We start from the raw sequence: 15,845 nt of genomic DNA on the forward strand, positions 1-15,845 counted from the left end.
GGTGAGGAAGGAGACCGACCGGTACGCGCCGGAGGACGATCCGCTGCAACGTAAGCCTGAGCGCGTGGGCGATGCGCATGTGTTCTATTATCATTGCGATCAGATCGGCACGCCGCTCTTGATGACGGACGATGCGAGCGAGGTGGTGTGGGAAGCGTCGTACAAGGCGTGGGGCGAAACGCAGAAGGTGATCGAGCGGGCGTCGCAGGCTGCGGGGATTACGCCGCGGAACCCGATTCGGTTTCAAGGTCAACAATATGACGATGAAACGGGGCTCGCCTACAACCGGCATCGCTACTACGATCCGATATCAGGACGCTTCGTCAGCACGGACCCAATCGGCCTGCAAGGCGGCATTAATGTCTATGCTTATGGCCCAAGTTCGACCGAGTGGGTCGACCCGTTGGGGTTGGTGGGGAATAGAGCAAACCGTCGAGCAGGCGGCATCTTGAGTGATATGGATGCGTCTGGGGGCGGCCATGCTTATTCGCGCCACGGTGCAGGAACAACGCTGGCGCAGCAGGAGCATCGAGCAAAGACAGGAGTGCCACCTGATAATCCGTGTCCGCGACGGCCACGACCTGTGGATTCGACGCGGTTCCTCAGCAACATTGATCAGTTGGATGCCATACAACGAGGTAAGGCTCTGATGAATGCAAACGGAACCAACACGGAAACGTTCGATATGGGCAGGCCGATCGGTGAAGGTTACAGGGCGGGGGGCGGGTGCCCTGTAACAACGTCGAGGGTGACCGTCGTTCGACGCAACGGAAACATTTTGACCGCGTATCCGCAACTATGACCAAGCTGATCAACTTCAACTATCTTCGTCCGCTGTATTACTTTCTTCTGTCTATGACAGACGATGAGTTGGACGATTTTTATCTCAACACAGATGAGGGGATGAAAAGAGTCTACGGCGAGGCCAAAGCTGAATTTCTCCGCTTCGGTCCAGTGTCACAAACGCGTGTAATCGATACATTGGAGTACGTGCTAGCCTCGAATACATGGCTTGAGAATTGGAAGAAAATCATTCCACAGGAAGTTCCATTGGATGACGTCGACGATAAGAGGAAGTATGTGCACGATCTGTTTGTGTCGTTGGCGGGTCGCGAGCCGAACCCTGATTTCGACATAGATAACGTCGAGATCACCGATGCTGTCGGGCCAGAAGGACTAGGCTTGAACAAGTAACGAAGCGGCTTCAGGGGCAGCAGCAGGATGCGGAGACGGGGCTGTATTACAACCGACATCGTTTTTATGATGCGAGTATCGGCAGATTCCTATCTGATGATCCGATCGGCTTGGCGGGCGGGGTCAACTTACGCCTATATGCGAACGCCGATCCTGTCGGCTCTATTGATCCGACTGGCCTGGCTCCTTGCCTTAGCCGTCGTGGAGCGTTCCGCCAGGCAAAGCGCGATCTGGGGATTCCGATGAACCAACAACCCGACAAAGTGTTCAACGAAAGAACAGGGACGACGGAACAATACAATCAAGTCATGATGACCGACTCGCACGGTGAACCCGTCTTAGGAAAGGGAAATCAGCCGATCTGGACTCGAGAGTATCAATTCACTCGGGCGGACGGGAGTGTTGTCCTTATTCAGGATCACAGTGCTGGCCACCAATTTGGTGAAGGTGGAATCGGCGACCAAGGACCGCATCTGAATGCGCGGCCTTGCGAGAACCCACGGACCGGCAAGGTACCAGGTACGCTGCCGCACTATACTTTCGGGAAATGATAATGGATCTTAAGGAATTGCCGGGCTCAGAACTACTCCGAAGAGTATTCACATATAGTCCAACGACGCAGAAGATTGATCTGTTCGATATATCGCTGAAGAGGGACGGGAAGACGTTCATCGCGCACTTCGATCTCTGCGATCAGCTCCCAGATCGACCGCCGGAGAAATGGAAAAATTTTAATCGCTGTCGCATTGGAATTTATTGCGCCTCCATTGGCAAACTGAAGCTTCATGGCTGGAATACCAGTAATTTCGCAAAACTTTCAATCGAAAGGATCAACGAATCAGGATATGCGGTTCGGTTTTCGGGCGATCAGCTAGACATCGAATTCTACTGTCAGCATATCTCGATCGTCGGCCCCACGGTTTACTTAGATGAGTAGCACGTATCAGAATGAAGTGTTCTCTAACAACGAGAACCCCAGTGGGTTGGAGTAAAAGACTGGTAGCGAAAGGGAAAGGATCCACGTTAGTTTCAGGGGCAGCAGTTCGATGAGGAAACCGGGCTCGCGTACAACCGCCACAGGTACTACGATCCGAGCAGCGGTCGCTTCATCTCGACGGACCCGATCAAGCTGAGTGGTGGTCTCAATCTGCACCAGTACGCGCCGAATCCAGTTGAATGGGTTGATCCGCTGGGACTAAGTAACTACATCCCTGCACCGGCGAGCCTGCCAGGCTTTCCAGATGCCGTCCGAGTGAAACCTAAGACGCCAGTGCAAGGAGGTGGGGCCTAAGGAAGCGTTGGAAGCGCCCGAATGGCTGCATTTGCGAGTGGGATTCCCAGCACGGGGAAGTCGAAATGTATAACAAGCGTGGAAAGCATATGGGTGCGTTCGATCCCAACACCGGGGAGGCCATTCCAGGCAAGGGAGCAGATACTACAAGGACGGTTGAGCCATGAGTGACGCAAAGGTATATCGCTACATATCTGTATTCGAAAAGGCGGGGGAGGCGTATGTGATGGATATTCCCTTTGTAAGCCAGCCGACACTCCAACTGCTCCGGGAGTTATTTTCAAGTGGTGCGGATGATCCCATGTACGACGAGTACCCGATAGATGCACAGATAGCGAAACGACTTGCGCCATTCATCCGAAAGCCGCTTGACCTCGAGCGATTCGAATATTTTCTGTCCTGCGACGAAGCGGTATAGAGCACCGTTCCGAAGCTAGCAACGGAACGAACGATTCGGTTTCAGGGGCAGCAGGAAGATGCGGAGACGGGGCTCAGCTACAACCGGCACAGGTACTACGATCCCGCCGTGGGTCGGTTCGTCTCGATGGATCCCATCGGACTCGCCGGCGGCCTCAATGCGCACCAGTACGCACCGAACCCTGTCGGCTGGGTGGATCCGCTTGGTCTCTCGAAGAAGTGCCCGAAATGCCTTCCTAGCTGCAACGATGTCACGTCTCAGGGACCGAAAGACGCCACCGAGATGGCGCAAGAGCTTTCGGGGCAGATCAATCAGAACTCGGTGACGTTTTCCACGCCGACGACGCAAGGACATATTGACTTGCTGCAAGGTGCATCGCATTTCGACAAGGCAACGGACACCGACATTCCAACGCCCCATGTGCAAACGCGAAAAATCAACATCGGGCCGAATGGCCAGGTAACGACGTCGAAGAAAACGGAAGTGGTGAAGGCGGCGACGAAGCAGGACGTGCGCATCGCGCGAGAGCTGGCAAGACGAAAAGGGCTGTGCAAATGAAGGATTTAATCGATCAATTGCAGCGTTGGTACACGTCCCAGTGTGACGACGTATGGGAGCATTCGTTTGGGGTTGAGATTGCCAATATCGACAACCCTGGATGGAAGGTAAAGATCACGGGAGCATCGGCCAAACAGCCGCTAGATATCAGGTCTGAACGTACGGACGATGACTGGGTAAGGGTGTCGGCGACCGAGGTTCAGTTCATGGCGTACGGAGGGCCGAGCAACCTGCAAGAGATACTGACACTCGCCGTTGACTGGCTGAGCTGAACGCGGAAGGCCGCTAGCTGCGGCTCTCCGTCATTTGGCAGTCAGTCGAAGGCTTGCCTGATGAAGATGTGCCGCTTTGTGTAGTCAACGGAAAAGTGAACTCTCTCACCGAGCACAAAGGCGAGGTGGCCACAGAGGGTCCCCGACTTGCTGCTCGACGGCGTCGAGCGGGTGCAATCCGAGTGAGACCCGTGACAGCACTCTACGCAACCGCGTCGGCTAGATGAGAATCGATGATTTGACATGCCACAAGAGGCACCGCGCAATGCAGAAATTCGACTCCCACGATCTTGATGCTCTAGATTTCGACGAGGTACTCGCGCGCCTGCAACGTGGCGTCGATGGCCTTACATTGGAGGGGACTGCATCGATTCCAGAGGCAGACGTTCTGCGCTGTCGCTACAAAAGTAAGCGATTCAACATCAAATTCGACCTAGCCTATGGCGTCTGCATCGAAGCCCTAGACGGGCTAGCAGACCACGAACTCAAGGAGATCGCAAATCTCCTGCGATGTTTCTCATGACCGAGGACCGCACAAGCGGTCCTCAGTCATCGAACCAGCTTACTGCCAGCCCGGATGCGACGCGCGGTAATACTCCAGCGCGGCGGCCCGTTCCTGCTCCGCTTGACGCGCCAATTGCTCCGCGCGCGCCATGTGGCCGCCGAATTGGCCGCCGTGCTCGGCCTGAATCAAATGCATTTCATCGATCGCTCGCTGCAGATCATGCGTCGCAGCCATCGCCTTGTTATGAAGTTCGTCGGCAAAAGCAGCGTTGGCCACGAGCAGCGCGCTCGCGAGCACGGCAAGAGTTTTGATTTTCATTAGAAGTCCTAAGTAGCGTTGACAGGGAACTGCGTCCTTCACGACGAATAACGCCCGACGCACGTTCCACGCTTACCGCCCCTACCTAGGAATCTGTAAAGTTCTATTACGTCCGCCGCCCGCCTGCGGATCGCCTCAAAGCCCCGCAACTGCGTAATGCGCGGCAATGCCCGCAAACAGCACACCGCCCAGCCAGTTGTTGTGAAGGAAGGCCTTGAAACAAGGCATCCGCTCGCGGCCTCGGATCAGCGTGTAGTGGTAAAGCGCACAACCGAGCGCGCCCACCCACCCAGCCCAGAACACCCAGCCGAAATGCAACGTCGCGCCGAGCACGGCATAAATCCCGAGCGTGACGGCATAGCACAGCATCACGGCGGCCACGTCGAACCGGCCGAAGGTCAGCGCGGAAGTACGGATGCCGATCTTGATATCGTCGTCGCGGTCGACCATCGCGTACTCGGTGTCGTACGCAACCGACCAAAACACGTTCGCGGCCAGCATTACCCACGCGATCATCGGCACGTGGTTTTGCACGGCCGCGAACGCCATCGGAATTCCAAAGCCGAACGCAATGCCCAAATACGCCTGCGGAATGGCAAAAAACCGCTTCGTGAACGGATAGCTCCCAGCGACGAAAAGGGCCGCCACCGAAAGCTCTTTCGTCAATGCATTGAGCGGCAAGATCAGCAAAAACGATACGACCGACAGCCCCGCCGCAATGGCTAGCGCTTCCCAAGCGCGAATCTTGCCCGAAGTCAGCGGCCGCGATTCGGTACGCTTCACGTAGCGGTCGAAATCGCGATCGGCATAGTCGTTGATCGCGCAACCGGCCGACCGCATCAGGATCGTACCGACCACAAAAATCACGAGCAGCATCGGCGAAGGCCGCCCGTTCGACGCGATCCAGAGCGCGTTGAGCGTAGGCCACAGCAACAGTAAGCTGCCGATCGGCTTGTCCATTCGGATCAAGCGCAGGTAAAGCGGAAGGCGGGCGACGAGAGGCGCGTACATAGGCTAGACGGCGGAAAGCAAAAGACGATCGCCGTATTGTAGAGCCGAAATGCAGCGGGCCTCCCAAGGGAGGCCCGCATGCGCTCGTTTCGCGGCAAGCACGCCACGAAACGACGATGTTTTCAGCGCATCAAGCGAGCATCGAGCGCAGCATCCACGCCGTCTTCTCATGCGTTTGCAGGCGCTGCGTCAACAAGTCGGCCGTGGGCTGATCGTTGGCAGCGTCCGCCGCCGAGAACACCTCGCGCGCGGTGCGCGCCACCGCCTCTTGACCTTGCACAAGCTGGCGAATCATCTCTTCCGCGGCCGGCACGCCGTCGGCTTCGGGAATCGACGAGAGCTTCGCGAAGTCCTTGTAGCTGCCCGGCGCGTGCACGCCCAATGCACGAATGCGCTCGGCGATCGCATCGACCGCAAGCGCGAGTTCGTTGTATTGACCTTCGAACATCAAATGCAGCGTGTTGAACATCGGGCCCGTCACATTCCAATGGAAGTTATGGGTTTTCAAGTACAGCGTATAGGTGTCGGCGAGCAAGCGCGACAACCCGTCCGCAATCTTCTTGCGGTCCTTGTCGCTGATACCGATGTCGATTTGCACGGTGGTGTTTTTCTTTGCCATGGCGATTCCTTCAAGGAGCAAACGGACGAATCCTGTCGGCGAGCGGGCGAACGAATCGGCGCGCGCAGCCGACGCAATTCAGTAGGGAACGGACGAACGCCAGTGTAGCCCAGGCAAAGGAAACGGTGCCACCTCCCCGCCTTTCACATCGGTACGGCGGCGCGTCCTGTACGGCTCCTGCACGATCGAACCGGTCGGACCGAATCGATCAAGCACCGAGCGCGCGATCCGCAAGCAGTCGATAAGCTGTCGCCCGCGCGCTGCGCAGCGTCGCGGCCAGGCGCGACTCGGTCCCAGCGCGGGCGGCAGAAGAAACGACTCGGGCAATGAGCTGGGACATGACTTCCTCCATGGCGATCTCGGACGCTCGATGCGCGCGATCCATGGCAGGAAGGATAAAGAATACTATCGAATTTCCGAATTTGATTATCTATATCTATTCGATAGCCACACTGAAAGCGCGGGCCGACGTGGCCGACCACGCATCCGCGGCGTGCGCCGCACCGAGCACCGGTCGGAACCCCGGCTTCAGGATCGGGCCTTCCGTGCCGTGCGCCGCACCGCGCCGCTTAGTCTTAGTTGACGACAGCGGGCATGTCGAGCTTGCTGACGCCCGGCAACTCGCAAGACGCAATCGCCTCGCTGATCGCGTCGATGGCGGGCATGCGCGTAAAGCTCTTGCGCCAGGCGAGCACGACGCGCCGGTCGGGAATGGGTTCGTCGAACGGCACGTAGCTCAAGAGCCCCGCGTCGGGTCCGCCGGCGTGCGCCCTCACCTCGGACACGGACATGCGCGGCAACACCGTGATGCCGACACCGCTCGCGACCATATGCCGAATCGTTTCGAGCGACGAGCCTTCGAACGTCTTTTGAATCCCGTCCGCCGTCTGCGAAAACCGCATCAATTCCGGGCAGACGCCTAGCACGTGATCGCGGAAACAATGGCCGTTGCCGAGCAGCAGCATCGTTTCCTGCTTCAGATCGTTCGCGTCGATCTTCTTGCGCGACTCCCAAGCATGTCCGGCAGGCAGCGCAACGACGAACGGTTCGTCGTAGAGCGGGCGCACCATGAGGCCCGTCTCCGGGAACGGTAACGCCATGATCGCCACATCGATCTCGCCTTGCTTGAGCAGTTCGATGAGCTTGAGCGTGTAGTTCTCTTGCAGCATCAACGGCATCTGCGGCACGGCCTTGATCATCTGCTTGACGAGCGTCGGCAGCAGATACGGACCGATCGTGTAGATCACGCCCAGACGCAGCGGCCCGACCAGCGGATCCTTGCCCTGCTTCGCGATTTCCTTGATGGCCAGCGTCTGTTCGAGCACCCGCTGCGCTTGCGTCACGATCTGTTCGCCGATCGGCGTCACGCTCACTTCGCTCGTGCCGCGCTCGAAGATCTGAACATTGAGTTCGTCCTCCAGCTTCTTGATGGCAACCGACAAAGTGGGCTGGCTGACGAAGCACGCCTCGGCGGCACGGCCGAAATGCCGCTCGCGCGCCACCGCCACGATGTATTTCAATTCAGTGAGCGTCATTGGGGGACCAATCAGAGCCTAGAAATCGATAGGTTTATCTTATACACCGGCCGCGACGATTCGCCAACAGGGCTGCGTGCTGCGAGCCGCGCGGCCCGGAGCGCCCAACGGGGCGCCGACAATCCTCGAGCGTCGAGCCGTGCGCGGTTTCCTGCCCTTTTTTCCTCATGCCTTCAAGAATTGCTCTCGGCCGCCGAGCCAGCGCGCCAGGTGTTGGAGCACGACATCGGGGTACTCGGCGATGAGGTGCGCCGCGGCTTCGCGCGCCGGATCGATGAGCCAGGCGTCGTTTTCGAGGCTCGCGAAGCGCAACATCGCCGCGCCCGATTGGCGCGCGCCGAGGAATTCGCCGGGCCCGCGGATCTCCAGGTCGCGCCTCGCTATTTCGAATCCGTCCGTCGTCTCGCGCATCGTTTTGAGGCGCTCGCGCGCCGTCAACGAGAGCGGGTTGCTATAGAGCAGCACGCACACCGACGCCGCACTGCCCCGCCCCACGCGCCCGCGCAACTGGTGCAACTGCGCCAGACCGAAGCGCTCCGCGTGCTCGATCACCATCAACGAGGCGTTCGGCACGTCCACCCCCACCTCGATCACCGTCGTCGCGACGAGCAACTGGATCTCATTGTGCGAGAAGGCCTCCATGACGGACGCCTTCTCGGCCGGCGGCAGCCGTCCGTGCACGAGGCCGACCCGCAGCTCCGGCAGCGCCTGCACGAGCGTTTCGTAGGTCTCGATCGCCGTTTGCAGCTGCAAGGTTTCGCTTTCTTCGATCAGCGGACACACCCAATACACCTGCCGGCCCGTCAGCGCCGCTTCTCGCACGCGAGCGATCACTTCGTCGCGGCGCGCATCGGAAATGAGTTTGGTGACGATGGGCGTACGCCCCGGCGGCAACTCGTCGATGGTCGAGACGTCCAGATCGGCGTAGTACGTCATGGCGAGCGTGCGCGGAATCGGCGTGGCCGACATCATCAACTGATGCGGCTGAAACGCCGGCCCGCCCTCGGCCGCGCGGTCGGCCTTGGCGCGCAGCGCGAGCCGCTGCGCGACGCCGAAGCGATGTTGTTCGTCGACGATGACAAGGCCGAGCCGCGCGAACTGGACGGTATCTTGAATGATCGCGTGCGTGCCGATCACGAGCTGCGCCGCCCCGGAGGCCGCCGCTTCGACGGCCGCGCGTTTTTCCTTTGCCTTGAGGCTGCCCGCAAGCCAGGCCACGGTGACGCCAAGCGGCTCGAGCCAGCCGCGCAGCTTACGCGCGTGTTGTTCGGCGAGGATTTCGGTCGGGGCCATCATGGCCGCCTGGTAGCCGCAATCGATCGCTTGCGCGGCCGCCAGCGCCGCCACCACCGTCTTGCCGCTGCCGACGTCGCCTTGCAACAGCCGCTGCATCGGGTGCGGCGCACACAGGTCGGCGGCGATTTCGGACACGACGCGCGCCTGCGCGCCCGTCAGCTTGAACGGCAACGCCGCAAGGAGCCGCGCGACGAGCGTGGCCTCGCCCGCGCCGCGCGGCATCGAGGGCGCCGAGCGCGCCCGCCGCTCTTCGTGCGCGCGCTTGAGCGAAAGCTGCTGCGCGAGCAACTCGTCGAATTTGATCCGCGTCCAAGCGGGGTGCGTGCCGTCGATCAGCGCCGTTTCGTCGGCGCCGGCGCTCGGATGGTGCAGCACGCGCACCGCCTGCGCGAGCGGCGGCAGCGCGAGCGGCCGGCAATATTGCTCGGCGATGCGCGCCGGCAAGATCTCGGGCAACGGCGTGCGCCCGAGGGCGTTGTCGATGGCCTTGCGCAAATACGCCTGCGACACGCCGGCCGTGCTCGGATAAACGGGCGTCAACGCCTGCGGCAGCGGGGTATCTTCGTCGACGGGACGCACCGTCGGATGCACCATCTCCAGCCCGAAGAAGCCGCCGCGCACATCGCCGCGCACGCGCAGACGCACCCCCAGCGCCATTTGCTTGACTTGCGAGCCGTAGAAATTCAGGAATCGCAGCGACAGCTCGTCGCCCTGTGCATCGCGCAGCTTGACGACGAGTTGCCGCCGGGGCCGATAAGCGATTTCGTTGTCGACGACCACCCCTTCCGTCTGCGCCGTCTCTCCGGGCAGCAGCTCGCCGATCGGCGTGAGCGTCGTTTCGTCTTCGTAGCGCATCGGCAAATGCAGGACGAGATCGATGTCGCGTGCGAGGCCGAGCTTGGCGAGCTTGTCCGCCGTCTTCACAGGCTTGGCAGCGGCCTTCGGGGCGGGCTCGGGCGGCGCCGTCTCGTCGACGGGGTCAAGCGGACGCAATCGGGGCAACGGCATAACTTCGGCTGGCAAGTACAATAACGGTTTATTTTGGACGAACGGCAAGCGGGGCCGCATCGGTATCGTGCATCGCGATCATAGCGGCTCGCGGGCCGGCTCGCCGCGCCCCCGCCGATCAACGCAGCATGTTCACGCTTTCCGATTTCGATTTCAATCTACCTCCCGAGCTGATCGCGCAAACGGCGCTGCCCGAACGCAGCGCGAGCCGTCTGCTCGAAGTCGATACGAGCGCCGCGCCCGCGCGGCTGCTCGATCGGTGCTTCGCCGAGTTGCCCGAATGCCTGGCACCGGGCGACCTGCTCGTCTTCAACGATACCAAAGTCCTGAAAGCGCGCTTCTTCGGCCAGAAGGCGAGCGGCGGCAAGATCGAGGTGCTGGTCGAACGGCTGACGGGCGCGCGCACCGCGCTCGCGCAAATTCGGGCAAGCAAGAGCCCCCTGCCCGGCACGACGCTGACACTAGCCGATGCGTTCGACGTCACCGTCGGCGAGCGGGTCGAGCCGTTCTACACGCTGCACTTCCCGGACGAGTGCCTGACGCTGATCGAGCGCTACGGCCGGCTGCCGTTGCCGCCTTATATCGAGCATGACGCCGACGCCGCCGACGAAACGCGCTATCAAACCGTCTTCGCGCAAAACCCGGGCGCCGTGGCCGCCCCGACAGCCGGCTTGCATTTCGACGAAGCGGTGTTGGCGCGGCTCGAGGCGCGCGGCATCGAACGCGCCACGCTGACGCTCCACGTAGGGGCCGGTACGTTCCAGCCGGTGCGGGTCGAGAATATCGCCGAGCACAAGATGCACAGCGAGTGGTATCAATTGCCGCAACCGCTGGTCGATAAAATCGCCGCCACGCGTGCGCGCGGGGGCCGTGTGATCGCCGTGGGCACGACGTCGATGCGCGCGCTCGAAGCCGCGGCGCGCGGCGCCGAGACGGCGGGACGGCCGCTTGCGGCCACGTCGGCCGAAACCGATATCTTCATCACGCCCGGCTACCGTTTTCGCGTGGTCGATCGGCTCGTCACGAACTTCCATCTGCCGAAGTCGACGCTGCTCATGCTCGTGAGCGCGTTCGCCGGGGTCGAGACGATCCGCGAGGCCTATCGGCACGCAATCGAAGCACGCTATCGTTTTTTCAGCTACGGCGACGCCATGCTGCTGACGAAGGTCGAACGCTAGGCCTCGTATCGTAGTCGAGCAAACAACGTTTTTTCGCAGCCCAGGCGGCGCCTGGCTGCGCCCCTTTCCCTCGCGCCGGACTTGCGGTCCTAAAGTTGGCGCTTTAGCGCCTACGCTGGTCTCACGCAGAGCAGCCGGTGGCACCTGGAGCTTATCGATGACCGCCGGTCATACCCACGATCATTCGTCGTCCGCTGTCCCGGGCCTGAACGGCCTGAAGTTCGAACTGCTGAAGACCGACGGCCAGGCCCGCCGCGGCCGTCTAACGCTCAATCACGGCGTGGTCGAGACGCCGATCTTCATGCCCGTCGGCACCTATGGAACCGTCAAGGCGATCCAGCCGCGCGAGCTAGAAGAAATTCGCGCGCAGATCATACTCGGCAATACGTTTCACCTGTGGCTGCGCCCCGGGCTCGAAACGGTCGCCGCGCACGGCGGCTTGCACGGCTTCATGGGCTGGCGCCGGCCGATCCTGACCGATTCGGGCGGCTTCCAGGTGTTTTCGCTCGGCGATCTGCGCAAGATCACCGAAGACGGCGTCACGTTCGCCTCGCCCATCAACGGCGATAAGCTGTTCCTCTCGCCCGAAGTCTCGATGCAGATTCAGAAGGTGCTGAACTCGGACATCGTCATGCAGTTCGACGAATGCACCCCGTATGCGACCGACGGCGTGCCGACGTCGCACCAAGACGCCGCCGAATCGATGCGCATGTCGATGCGCTGGGCCAAGCGCTCGATCGACGAATTCGAGCGGCTCGGCAATCCCAACGCGCTATTCGGCATCGTCCAAGGCGGGATGTTCGAGGATTTGCGCGACGAATCGCTGGCCGGCCTCTCGGAACTCGGCTTCCACGGTCTGGCCGTCGGCGGGCTGTCGGTCGGCGAACCGAAAGAGGACATGATGCGGGTGCTCGAGCACATCGGCCCGAAGCTGCCGGCCGATAAGCCCCATTACCTGATGGGCGTGGGCACGCCCGAGGATCTGGTAGCCGGCGTGGCCGCGGGCATCGACATGTTCGACTGCGTCATGCCCACCCGCAACGCCCGCAACGGCTGGCTTTTCACGCGCTTCGGCGACATCAAGATCCGCAACGCGACGCACAAGAATTCGCTGCGCCCGCTCGACGAAAGCTGCGGCTGCTATACCTGCCGCCACTTCACGCGCGGCTATCTGCATCATTTGCACCGCGTGGGCGAAATTCTCGGCGCGCAGCTCAACACGATTCACAACCTGCATTACTACCTCGAACTCATGGGCGAGATTCGCGAAGCCATCGAAACGGGCACGTTCGAAGCATTTCGTCTGCGTTTTCGAGACGAACGCGCGCGCGGCGTCGATTAGCGGCCGCGGGCCGATGCGCGCCCCCGGCGCGCCCGCACTAGCGCTCGCCGGCCGCGCGCCGGCGAGTGAGGAAACCACCCAGCCGGCGCTCGATGCGCCGGTGGTAAAATACGCGGCTATTTTTCGATCGCCTGCGATCTATACGATCATTACGATCGCCATTTACGGAGAAACCAACGTGTCGCTGATTTCCAACGCATTCGCGCAAGGCGCAGCCGGCGGCGGCGCCGAGTCGAATCTGATGAGCTTCCTGCCGCTCATCCTCATGTTCGCGGTGCTGTATTTCATCATGATTCGCCCGCAAATGAAGCGTCAAAAGGAGCATCGCAATATGCTCGCCGCGATGGCCAAGGGCGATGAAGTCGTGACGAACGGCGGCGTGGTCGGCAAGATCACGAAGGTCGGCGAAGCGTACGTCGGCATCGAAATCGCCGCAGGCACGGAAATCACCGTGCAAAAGGGTTCCGTCACGACGATCCTCCCGAAAGGCACGATCAAATCGCTCTGACGCGGCCGCCAGCCTGCCGTGTCCAGCCCAAGGCGGCGCGCCTAGCGCGCCATGTCCGGGCGGCCCGGCAGGCGCGTGTCGCCCTGCCCCCACGCCAACCTACCCGTTCGGCTTCCCCATGAATCGCTACCCCCTTTGGAAATATGTCGTGATGGCCGTGGCGCTCGCCATTGGCCTTCTGTACACATTGCCCAACTTTTACGGCGAAGCGCCGGCCGTGCAGGTACTGAGCGGCAAAGCGACGGTCAAGCTCGACGAGACAACGCTCTCGCAAGTCGAATCCGCGCTTGCCGCGAATCAGATCAAGCCTGACGACGTCACGTTCGACAATGCCACGACCAACGCCAACATCCGCGTCCGCCTGAAGGATACCGACACGCAGTTGCATGTGAAGGATTTGCTGCAAAAGGCGCTGAACCCGGATCCGAACGATCCGCAGTACGTCGTCGCGCTCAATTTGCAAAGCGCGTCGCCGCGCTGGCTCACCGCCCTGCACGCGCTGCCGATGTACCTTGGCCTCGATCTGCGCGGCGGCGTCCACTTCCTCATGCAGATCGACATGGCCGGTGCGCTCAACAAGCGCCTGGACTCCGATGCATCGGATGCGCGTACGTTCTTGCGCGACAACGAAATCCGCGAAGGCGGCGTCAATCGCGTCGGCCAATCGGTCGTGATCGATTTCGCCGATCAAGCGACCGCCGATAAGGCCCGCACGCAACTCACGCGCAATGTCACCGAGCTGCAATGGGTCACCCAGAACGCCGCGGCCGGCGGCGTGCAAGTGGTCGGCACGTTCGCGCCCGCGCAGTTGAACGCGGTCGAGGAAGCGGCGGTCAAGCAGAACATCCAGACCTTGCACAACCGCGTGAACGAACTCGGCGTGACCGAGCCCGTGATCCAGCAGCAAGGCGCCGACCGCATCGTCGTCGAGCTGCCGGGCGTGCAAGACACGGCCAAGGCCAAGGAAATCATCGGCCGCACCGCCACGCTCGAAGCGCGCCTGGCCGATCCGGTCAACACGCATCCCACGCCCGGCGAAGCCGTGCCCCCCGGCGACGAACTCTTCACCGAAGGCGCGCAAACGCCGGTGCTGCTGCGCAAGCAAGTGATCTTTACGGGCGACAACATCATCGACGCCTCGGCCGGCTTCGACGAACACCAGCGTCCGTCCGTCAACATCCGCTTGAACTCGTCGGCGGGCCGCGCCGTGGCCAGCGTCTCGCGCGACAACATCGGCAAGCCGATGGCGATGGTGCTGTTCGAAAAGGGCAAGGGCCAAGTGCTGACGGTGGCGACGATCCAATCGGAACTCGGCGATCGCTTCCAGATCACGGGCCAGCCGACGCCGCAAGCCGCTTCCGATCTCGCGCTGTTGCTGCGCGCCGGTTCACTGGCCGCACCGATGGACATCATCGAAGAGCGTACGATCGGCCCGAGCCTCGGCGCGGACAACATCAAGAAGGGCTTCGATTCGGTGATCTACGGCTTTGCCGCGATTACCGTGTTCATGATCGCCTACTACCTGCTGTTCGGGCTCGTCTCGGTGATCGGCCTGTCGGTCAACCTGCTGCTGCTCATCGCCGTCTTGTCGATGATGCAAGCCACGCTGACGCTGCCCGGCATCGCCGCTATCGCGCTCGCGCTCGGTATGGCGATCGATTCGAACGTGCTGATCAACGAGCGCGTACGTGAAGAGCTGCGCCATGGCGCACCGCCGCAGTTGGCGATCCAGAACGGCTACGCGCACGCTTGGGCGACGATTCTCGATTCGAACGTCACGACGCTGATCGCCGGTTTGGCGCTGCTCGCCTTCGGCTCGGGCCCCGTCCGCGGTTTCGCGACCGTCCACTGTATCGGCATCTTGACCTCGATGTTCTCGGCCGTGTTCTTCTCGCGCGGTATCGTGAACGCCTGGTACGGCGGCAAGAAGAAGCTCAAGTCGCTCGCGATCGGCCAAGTCTGGCGTCCGCAAGCGGCCGGGGCCGCGGCTTACCCGCAAGTCGGCAGCGATGCCGACCAAAGCACCGACACGATGCGCGCGGCCAAGGCCGCCGCCGTTCAGCCGACGGGCAAAGGCGGCCGCGGCGCGGCGAAGCCGGTCTTGCGCAACCGCGCGCGCGAAGGCGCCGCGTCGCGCAAACCGGGCGCGCCCCGTTAACCGGTTCGCCAGAACCCGGAGACCAGACCATGGAATTTTTCCGCATCCGCAAAGACATTCCGTTCATGCAACGCGCGTTGATCTTCAACGCGATCTCGTTCTTGACGTTCTTCGCGGCGGTGTTCTTCTTGATCCATCGCGGGCTGCATCTGTCGGTGGAATTCACGGGCGGCACCGTCATCGAAGTGCAGTATCCCCAGGCCGTGCAGCTCGATCCGTTGCGCAAGACGCTCGATACGCTCGGCTATGGCGACGCGCAAGTGCAGACGTTCGGCACCTCGCGCGACGTCATGATCCGGCTACCGCTGAAGCAAGGCCTCACGTCCTCGCAGCAAAGCGAACAAGTGATGGCGGGCTTGAAGACGCAAGACGCCCAAGCGCAGTTGCAACGCGTCGAGTTCGTCGGGCCGCAGGTGGGCAAGGAGTTGGCGACCAACGGCCTGCTCGCACTGGCCTGCGTCGTGATCGGTATCGTCATCTACCTGTCATTCCGCTTCGAGTGGAAATACGCGGTGGCCGGCATCATCGCGAACTTGCACGACGTCGTGATCATTCTCGGCTTCTTCGCGTTCTTCCAGTGGGAGTTCTCGCTGTCGGTGCTCGCCGCCGTGCTGGCCGTCCTCGGCTACTCGGT

At 61.5% G+C, this 15,845-nt stretch carries 18 protein-coding genes and 4 pseudogenes; 16 read left to right on the forward strand and 6 right to left on the reverse strand.

The features are described 5' to 3' along the window. The 11 genes and pseudogenes from ACTHN9_RS16490 to ACTHN9_RS16540 all read left to right on the forward strand — a co-directional run. Window positions 1–802: RHS repeat-associated core domain-containing protein (locus ACTHN9_RS16490; protein ID WP_440537850.1), on the forward strand; the 802-nt coding region annotated here is incomplete at its 5' end. After that, on the forward strand, window positions 799–1,194 hold the full coding sequence (locus ACTHN9_RS16495; protein WP_440537851.1) for a hypothetical protein: 396 nt from the start codon (window positions 799–801) through the stop codon (window positions 1,192–1,194). The genes ACTHN9_RS16490 and ACTHN9_RS16495, both read left to right, overlap by 4 nt. A gap of 5 nt (window positions 1,195–1,199) precedes the next feature. Next, window positions 1,200–1,379, forward strand: a pseudogene (locus ACTHN9_RS16500) (RHS repeat-associated core domain-containing protein); the annotation flags it as partial. 57 nt (window positions 1,380–1,436) lie between these two features. Beyond that, complete coding sequence (locus ACTHN9_RS16505; protein ID WP_440537852.1) at window positions 1,437–1,745, forward strand: HNH/endonuclease VII fold putative polymorphic toxin; 309 nt, start codon at window positions 1,437–1,439, stop codon at window positions 1,743–1,745. 2 nt (window positions 1,746–1,747) lie between these two features. After that, window positions 1,748–2,131 (forward strand): Imm50 family immunity protein, encoded by a 384-nt coding sequence (locus ACTHN9_RS16510; protein WP_440537853.1) that lies wholly within the window; start codon window positions 1,748–1,750, stop codon window positions 2,129–2,131. 90 nt (window positions 2,132–2,221) lie between these two features. Beyond that, a pseudogene (locus tag ACTHN9_RS16515) lies at window positions 2,222–2,395 on the forward strand (RHS repeat-associated core domain-containing protein); the annotation flags it as partial. 66 nt (window positions 2,396–2,461) lie between these two features. Further along, window positions 2,462–2,652, forward strand: a pseudogene (locus ACTHN9_RS16520) (colicin E3/pyocin S6 family cytotoxin); the annotation flags it as partial. Beyond that, a complete protein-coding gene (locus tag ACTHN9_RS16525; protein WP_440537854.1) occupies window positions 2,649–2,903 on the forward strand; it encodes a DUF7683 domain-containing protein in 255 nt (84 codons plus the stop codon). The pseudogene ACTHN9_RS16520 and the gene ACTHN9_RS16525, both read left to right, overlap by 4 nt. Window positions 2,904–2,936: 33 nt before the next feature. Further along, window positions 2,937–3,119, forward strand: a pseudogene (locus ACTHN9_RS16530) (RHS repeat-associated core domain-containing protein); the annotation flags it as partial. Between the two features lie 338 nt (window positions 3,120–3,457). After that, on the forward strand, window positions 3,458–3,733 hold the full coding sequence (locus ACTHN9_RS16535) for an Imm53 family immunity protein (protein WP_440537855.1): 276 nt from the start codon (window positions 3,458–3,460) through the stop codon (window positions 3,731–3,733). 265 nt (window positions 3,734–3,998) lie between these two features. Beyond that, on the forward strand, window positions 3,999–4,256 hold the full coding sequence (locus ACTHN9_RS16540) for a hypothetical protein (RefSeq protein WP_440537856.1): 258 nt from the start codon (window positions 3,999–4,001) through the stop codon (window positions 4,254–4,256). Window positions 4,257–4,295: 39 nt separating this feature from the next. Here ACTHN9_RS16540 and ACTHN9_RS16545 read toward each other — a convergent pair whose 3' ends face one another. From ACTHN9_RS16545 to recG, 6 genes are all read right to left on the reverse strand, one after another. Further along, complete coding sequence (locus ACTHN9_RS16545) at window positions 4,296–4,556, reverse strand: hypothetical protein (protein ID WP_440537857.1); 261 nt, start codon at window positions 4,554–4,556, stop codon at window positions 4,296–4,298. Between the two features lie 135 nt (window positions 4,557–4,691). Then, on the reverse strand, window positions 4,692–5,567 hold the full coding sequence (ubiA, locus tag ACTHN9_RS16550; protein ID WP_440537858.1) for a 4-hydroxybenzoate octaprenyltransferase: 876 nt from the start codon (window positions 5,565–5,567) through the stop codon (window positions 4,692–4,694). 130 nt (window positions 5,568–5,697) lie between these two features. After that, on the reverse strand, window positions 5,698–6,186 hold the full coding sequence (locus ACTHN9_RS16555) for a Dps family protein (protein ID WP_440537859.1): 489 nt from the start codon (window positions 6,184–6,186) through the stop codon (window positions 5,698–5,700). Window positions 6,187–6,394: 208 nt separating this feature from the next. Next, window positions 6,395–6,526: a hypothetical protein gene (locus tag ACTHN9_RS16560; RefSeq protein WP_440537860.1), complete on the reverse strand. Its 132-nt coding sequence runs from the start codon at window positions 6,524–6,526 to the stop codon at window positions 6,395–6,397. A gap of 235 nt (window positions 6,527–6,761) precedes the next feature. Beyond that, on the reverse strand, window positions 6,762–7,721 hold the full coding sequence (locus ACTHN9_RS16565) for a hydrogen peroxide-inducible genes activator (protein WP_440537861.1): 960 nt from the start codon (window positions 7,719–7,721) through the stop codon (window positions 6,762–6,764). A gap of 165 nt (window positions 7,722–7,886) precedes the next feature. Continuing rightward, window positions 7,887–10,025, reverse strand: a complete 2,139-nt coding sequence (recG, locus tag ACTHN9_RS16570) for an ATP-dependent DNA helicase RecG (protein ID WP_440537862.1) — start codon at window positions 10,023–10,025, stop codon at window positions 7,887–7,889. Window positions 10,026–10,153: 128 nt separating this feature from the next. Here recG and queA point away from each other — a divergent pair, with 128 nt between their 5' ends. From queA to secF, 5 genes are all read left to right on the forward strand, one after another. Continuing rightward, on the forward strand, window positions 10,154–11,203 hold the full coding sequence (gene queA / locus ACTHN9_RS16575) for a tRNA preQ1(34) S-adenosylmethionine ribosyltransferase-isomerase QueA (protein WP_440537863.1): 1,050 nt from the start codon (window positions 10,154–10,156) through the stop codon (window positions 11,201–11,203). A gap of 157 nt (window positions 11,204–11,360) precedes the next feature. Then, a complete protein-coding gene (gene tgt, locus ACTHN9_RS16580; RefSeq protein WP_440537864.1) occupies window positions 11,361–12,545 on the forward strand; it encodes a tRNA guanosine(34) transglycosylase Tgt in 1,185 nt (394 codons plus the stop codon). 178 nt (window positions 12,546–12,723) lie between these two features. Next, complete coding sequence (gene yajC, locus ACTHN9_RS16585) at window positions 12,724–13,053, forward strand: preprotein translocase subunit YajC (protein WP_440537867.1); 330 nt, start codon at window positions 12,724–12,726, stop codon at window positions 13,051–13,053. A gap of 118 nt (window positions 13,054–13,171) precedes the next feature. Beyond that, on the forward strand, window positions 13,172–15,211 hold the full coding sequence (secD, locus tag ACTHN9_RS16590) for a protein translocase subunit SecD (protein ID WP_440537865.1): 2,040 nt from the start codon (window positions 13,172–13,174) through the stop codon (window positions 15,209–15,211). A 29-nt stretch (window positions 15,212–15,240) separates the two neighbouring features. Further along, a partial coding sequence (gene secF, locus ACTHN9_RS16595) for a protein translocase subunit SecF (protein WP_440537866.1) occupies window positions 15,241–15,845 on the forward strand: 605 nt, incomplete at its 3' end.

Origin of the sequence: Trinickia sp., assembly GCF_051953405.1 — a bacterium.
Taxonomy (GTDB): domain Bacteria; phylum Pseudomonadota; class Gammaproteobacteria; order Burkholderiales; family Burkholderiaceae; genus Trinickia.